We start from the raw sequence: 4513 nt of genomic DNA, 5'->3' as shown, positions 1-4513 counted from the left end.
TAGCTTGGTTATCGCTTTTTCCATTGTAGCTTAAAGCCGTCCTAAAAGGACGGGGTTTTAACCCAAATTTTCGATAATTACAAATGTATCAGCAGCTGCGTGTAAGCATCCCACCGAAAAACTAATGCGCTCCGGGGTTTGGGGGGTAGAACCCCCCAAAGGCTTGGATTGAGTGATAAAATCGGAAGTAATGACCAATTTTAGCAGATAGTTTCCCTTTAAAAATCCCAACTCAGTAGATTTACAAAAATGAGATGTACCCGGTTAAACGCATCCAGGAATTTTTAAGGATAAAAACACATTTGCGGCAAAGCAAGGGATTCTTCCCAACCCATCATGAGATTGAGACATTGCACCGCTTGTCCCGATTGTCCCTTAACTAAATTATCGATCGCTGACATCACTATCACTCGATCGGTTCTCGGATCCACTTCAATACCGAGATAACATAAATTAGTACCACAGGCCCATTTAGTTTGTGGATAGACTCCCCCCGGTAGGATTTTGACAAAGGGAGAAGCGCGATAAAAAGCATTGTAGATAGTGATTAAATCATCCCGCACCAGATTGGGATCCCGCAAAGTTGCATAGACTGTGGACAGGATACCCCGGACCATGGGCATTAAATGGGGAGTGAACTGAACGCGCACCTCATGACCGGCTAAATCACCGCAAATCTGCTCGATTTCAGGAGTATGACGGTGTTTTCCCGCTACATTATAGGCCCCGATCGAACTATCTGCTTCTGCCAATAACATATTAATCTTAGCTTGTCTTCCTCCCCCCGAAGTTCCCGATTTGGCATCAATAATCGTGGTTTCCGGGACAATTAAACCCTGTTTTAACAGGGGAGAAATCGCCATTAAACTAGCAGTAGGATAACATCCGGGGCAACCGATCAAAGAGGCATTTTTAATATCTTCCCGATAAAGTTCCGGTAAACCGTACACAGCCGTAGATGCGATCGCTTGATCCTGACGTTCCTTGCCATACCATTTACTATAGGTTTCTAGGCTAGTAAAACGATAATCTGCCGACAGATCCAACACTTTACACCCTTTAGCGATCAAAGGAGGGGCTAAATCACAGGCTAAACCATTGGGTAAACCCAAGAAAACCACTTGACAACGGGAGGCAATTGTCTCTAAATCGATCGCCTCCACATTAAGATTAATACTATGACCGAGATGGGGATATAAATCACTGTAGGGTTTTCCGGCGCTACTATCGCCCCCCAGATAGACTAATTCGACAAGGGGATGTTCTTTGAGCAAACGTACCAACTGTACGCCACCATATCCCGAAGCGCCGACAATACCCACTGAAACCTTCTGTCCTTGCGTCATTTCCCTTGTTCCTAAAAATTCTTATCGTTAATATAACGCTTTGCTATGGCCGAATTTTAGCCTAACCGGCAGGATTTAAATCAAAAAACTTCCTGTAAAAATCTAGTATCTCGGCCGGGTTGTCCATAAACCGTCAATTTCTCTTGATTAATAGGCGGTTATCTTAATGATGAGGTACGAAGTTTTCCTTTGAGGGAATCTGTCATCGGGAGATGATGCCAAATTAGGTTAAACTTCATCCTCAGGAGAAAAGCTGTAATTCAATCCCCCATATTTACCGAAAATTTGGGTTTAAGGTTCCCCGCACGACCGGGCGGTTTTTCAATGATAGGTTGTCAATTTAGTCTTAAGTGTGCTAAACTAAGTTTATCCTGTCAAGCCTAGCGTAAATGTTTGTTCTAGAATTTAAAGTTGAGGCTAAAACAAAACAATATCAAGCTATAGACGATGCTATTCGCACCGCTCAATTCATCCGTAATAAATGCCTAAGGTGTTGGATGGATAACAAGGGTGTGGATAAATACGACCTATCGGCTTATTGTCGGGTGTTAGCGCACGACTTTAAATTTGCTGGTGAGTTAAATTCCCAAGCAAGGCAAGCATCGGCTGAAAGAGCATGGTCTTCTATTTCCCGTTTCTTTGATAATTGTAAAAAGAAGGTAGCAGGAAAGAAAGGCTATCCTCAGTTTAAGAAGTTTTCCCGTTCCGTTGAGTATAAAACAACAGGATGGAAGCTTCTTAACCCTAAAACCATCCATTTCAGTGATAAAAAGGAGATTGGAACACTTAAACTAAAAGGGACTTGGGACTTAGGATACTTTCAACAGTCTGACATTAAACGGGTTAGATTAGTTCGTAGAGCCGATGGTTATTATTGCCAGTTTGTTCTTTCTTGTGATGTTAAAGAAGATGTTAAACCATCAAGTAAGTGTATCGGCTTAGATGTGGGGTTAGCTTCTTTCTATACTGACCACGAGGGTAATAAAGTTGACAATCCTAAATTCTTAAGAAAGTCCGAGAAAAAATTAAAGCGACTTCAAAGACGGTTATCTAAAAAGAAAAAGGGAGGTAAAAATCGTCAAAAAGCTAGACAAAGATTAGCTAAGGCTCATCTTAAAATAAGTAGGCAACGTAAAGACTTTGCTGTAAAGTTAGCAAGGTGCGTAGTTCACTCTAACGATGTGATAGCCTACGAGGATTTAAGAATTAAGAACTTAGTCAAGAATCATTGTTTAGCTAAATCGATAAATGATGCGGCGTGGTATCAGTTTCGAGAATGGATAGAATATTTTGGAGTTAAATTCGGCAAGATAACAATTGCTATCCCACCGAACTATACAAGTCAAAACTGTTCAAACTGTGGTGAAGTTATTAAAAAATCTTTATCGACTAGATCCCATCAGTGCAAATGTGGGTGTGTTTTGGACAGGGATGAAAACGCCGCTATCAATATCCTTAAAAAAGGGTTAAGTACCGTAGGGCATACGGGAACTTTCGGGCTAGACCCGATAAACGCTTGGGGAGAGAATACCTCTACTTTTTCAGAAGCGATTCTGTCTAAGCAAGTGATCTCGGTGAACCAAGAATCCCCACGCCTTTAGGCAACGGGAGTGTCAAAATTTTGAGCGCACTGTAAATTCATAATCTCCCCCCGGTTCTAACTGATAATCGTAGCGTTCTAAAAACCGATTCAAGGGTTCAAAAATCAAAGCCCTACCTAGGGAAGGTTGTACTAATAACTTGCCTTGAAGAAAATGCCATTGAAAACGCCATTGATATTGTTCCGTCCGCACTTCTCCCTCTAATTTCCCCGTTTGCCAAGATTGCTTAATTATCCGCACATAAGCCGTGCTTTCTGGTCGATTGCCGCCACTCACCTGAACCCTACCTATAGATTAAATATCAAACATTAAGATAGCGAATTAATCCTTGTTTGTCATTACTTGAGCTAATTTTCTCGACTTTATTCTGGGGCAGTGACTTCATTAACCTTAGAAACCAAGACATTTAATTGAAAAGGTCGCCCCATTTCCTTAGTAATGAATTCTTCCAACAATTCTACCTGTCTGGGGGTAATACTTTCCGCAGTTCTTACTACTAATCTCACCCGGGGAGGTTGCTTGAGCCAATTAATCGAAGATTCCAATAATTCTGCCCGTTGAAAAGTAATCGTTCGTTGTAATAAAGCTTTTTTGAGCAACCTTTCTAAGCGAGCTTGATTGGCCAGAGTTGCAAAACTTATTCCTAACGGAATTAGCAAAACTGCTGTCAGGATAGAAGTCAAAATTAGAGCGTTACGCGCCCGATGAAAATTAGAATAACCTGCCAGCAAAAAGACCAACAAACAGGAGAGAGCAATGCCTAATAAATTGGTAATATATAACAGAGTTGCCCCCAAACTTAGGACCCAATTCCCTTGGGATAATCCTAAACCAATCGTACAAACTGGCGGCATTAAAGCCACGGCGATCGCTGTTCCCGCTAAAGTACCTGAAATTTTCGGTTCTATTTTGGCATAACCACTGATTGCCCCCGCCGTAATTGCTACTCCTAAATCTAAAAGATTCGGTTGAGAACGGGCCTGAATTTCACTACCAAATTCGGAAATTCCGATCAATAATCCTAGCAACCAAGCTATCGCTAAAGCGATGATCGTACCAACTAAAATCGCCAAGGCCGACTTACGAATTAATCGCCAACTGCCAATTAAACCACCAAAAGCCAGACTACGAATCGGCAACATCAAAGGGGCAATAATCATCGCCCCAATAATCACTGCCGCACTATTGGCGACTAAGCCAAAGGTAGCGATCGCACAAGAACTGACAATCAAAGCTAGATAAGGAAAATCGAGGGACGCTTCTAACCATAAATCGCGCCACATAGTCCGCGATTGTTGCCAGGTCAAGGGTTTTCTTGAGAACCACGAGTGGGGCCGTTCTTTTCTCGTCATGGGGCTGAGGAAGATTGACTTTTCTTTTACTTATAGCTTTTTTTGTCTAATCAATGTATATTTGTATCATTTTCTTGGGAGCATCTCACTTACGCGATGAGTAATTATACTTAGCCTAAAAGCCACTCTTAATCGTGTCTTGGAACGAAATAGAGGCTTTTAAAGACTGCGTACATGGAGAATTAAAACAAGAATTACCCTCGAAAAGCCTATT

The 4513-nt window shown here is 41.7% G+C and carries 4 protein-coding genes; 1 reads left to right on the top strand and 3 read right to left on the bottom strand.

What is annotated here, in order from left to right; all coding sequences use genetic code 11:
• Positions 1 to 284: 284 nt before the first annotated feature.
• Positions 285 to 1346, bottom strand: coding sequence for an N-acetyl-gamma-glutamyl-phosphate reductase (argC, locus tag IM477_RS06280; RefSeq protein WP_287730957.1), 1062 nt, complete (start codon positions 1344 to 1346; stop codon positions 285 to 287).
• A 389-nt stretch (positions 1347 to 1735) separates the two neighbouring features.
• Here argC and IM477_RS06275 point away from each other — a divergent pair, with 389 nt between their 5' ends.
• Positions 1736 to 2947, top strand: a complete 1212-nt coding sequence (locus IM477_RS06275) for an RNA-guided endonuclease InsQ/TnpB family protein (protein WP_287730956.1) — start codon at positions 1736 to 1738, stop codon at positions 2945 to 2947.
• A gap of 12 nt (positions 2948 to 2959) precedes the next feature.
• Here the strand turns inward: IM477_RS06275 and IM477_RS06270 are convergent, their stop codons facing one another.
• A complete protein-coding gene (locus IM477_RS06270) occupies positions 2960 to 3223 on the bottom strand; it encodes a DUF3146 family protein (RefSeq protein WP_002733391.1) in 264 nt (87 codons plus the stop codon).
• Positions 3224 to 3309: 86 nt separating this feature from the next.
• On the bottom strand, positions 3310 to 4299 hold the full coding sequence (locus tag IM477_RS06265; RefSeq protein ID WP_002798368.1) for a DUF389 domain-containing protein: 990 nt from the start codon (positions 4297 to 4299) through the stop codon (positions 3310 to 3312).
• Between the last annotated feature and the right edge of the window lie 214 nt (positions 4300 to 4513).

It is taken from the genome of Microcystis sp. M090S1 (assembly GCF_020246295.1).
In the GTDB taxonomy this organism is placed as follows: domain Bacteria; phylum Cyanobacteriota; class Cyanobacteriia; order Cyanobacteriales; family Microcystaceae; genus Microcystis; species Microcystis aeruginosa.
This window is presented reverse-complemented; position numbering and strand designations above follow the sequence as displayed.

What these genes read in the sequence shown, in the direction of transcription:
- IM477_RS06275 (WP_287730956.1), top strand. Translation starts at nt 1,736, where the DNA reads ATGTTTGTTCTAGAATTTAAAGTTGAGGCTAAAACAAAACAATATCAA.
- IM477_RS06265 (WP_002798368.1), bottom strand. Translation starts at nt 4,299, where the DNA reads ATGACGAGAAAAGAACGGCCCCACTCGTGGTTCTCAAGAAAACCCTTG.
- argC (WP_287730957.1), bottom strand. Translation starts at nt 1,346, where the DNA reads ATGACGCAAGGACAGAAGGTTTCAGTGGGTATTGTCGGCGCTTCGGGA.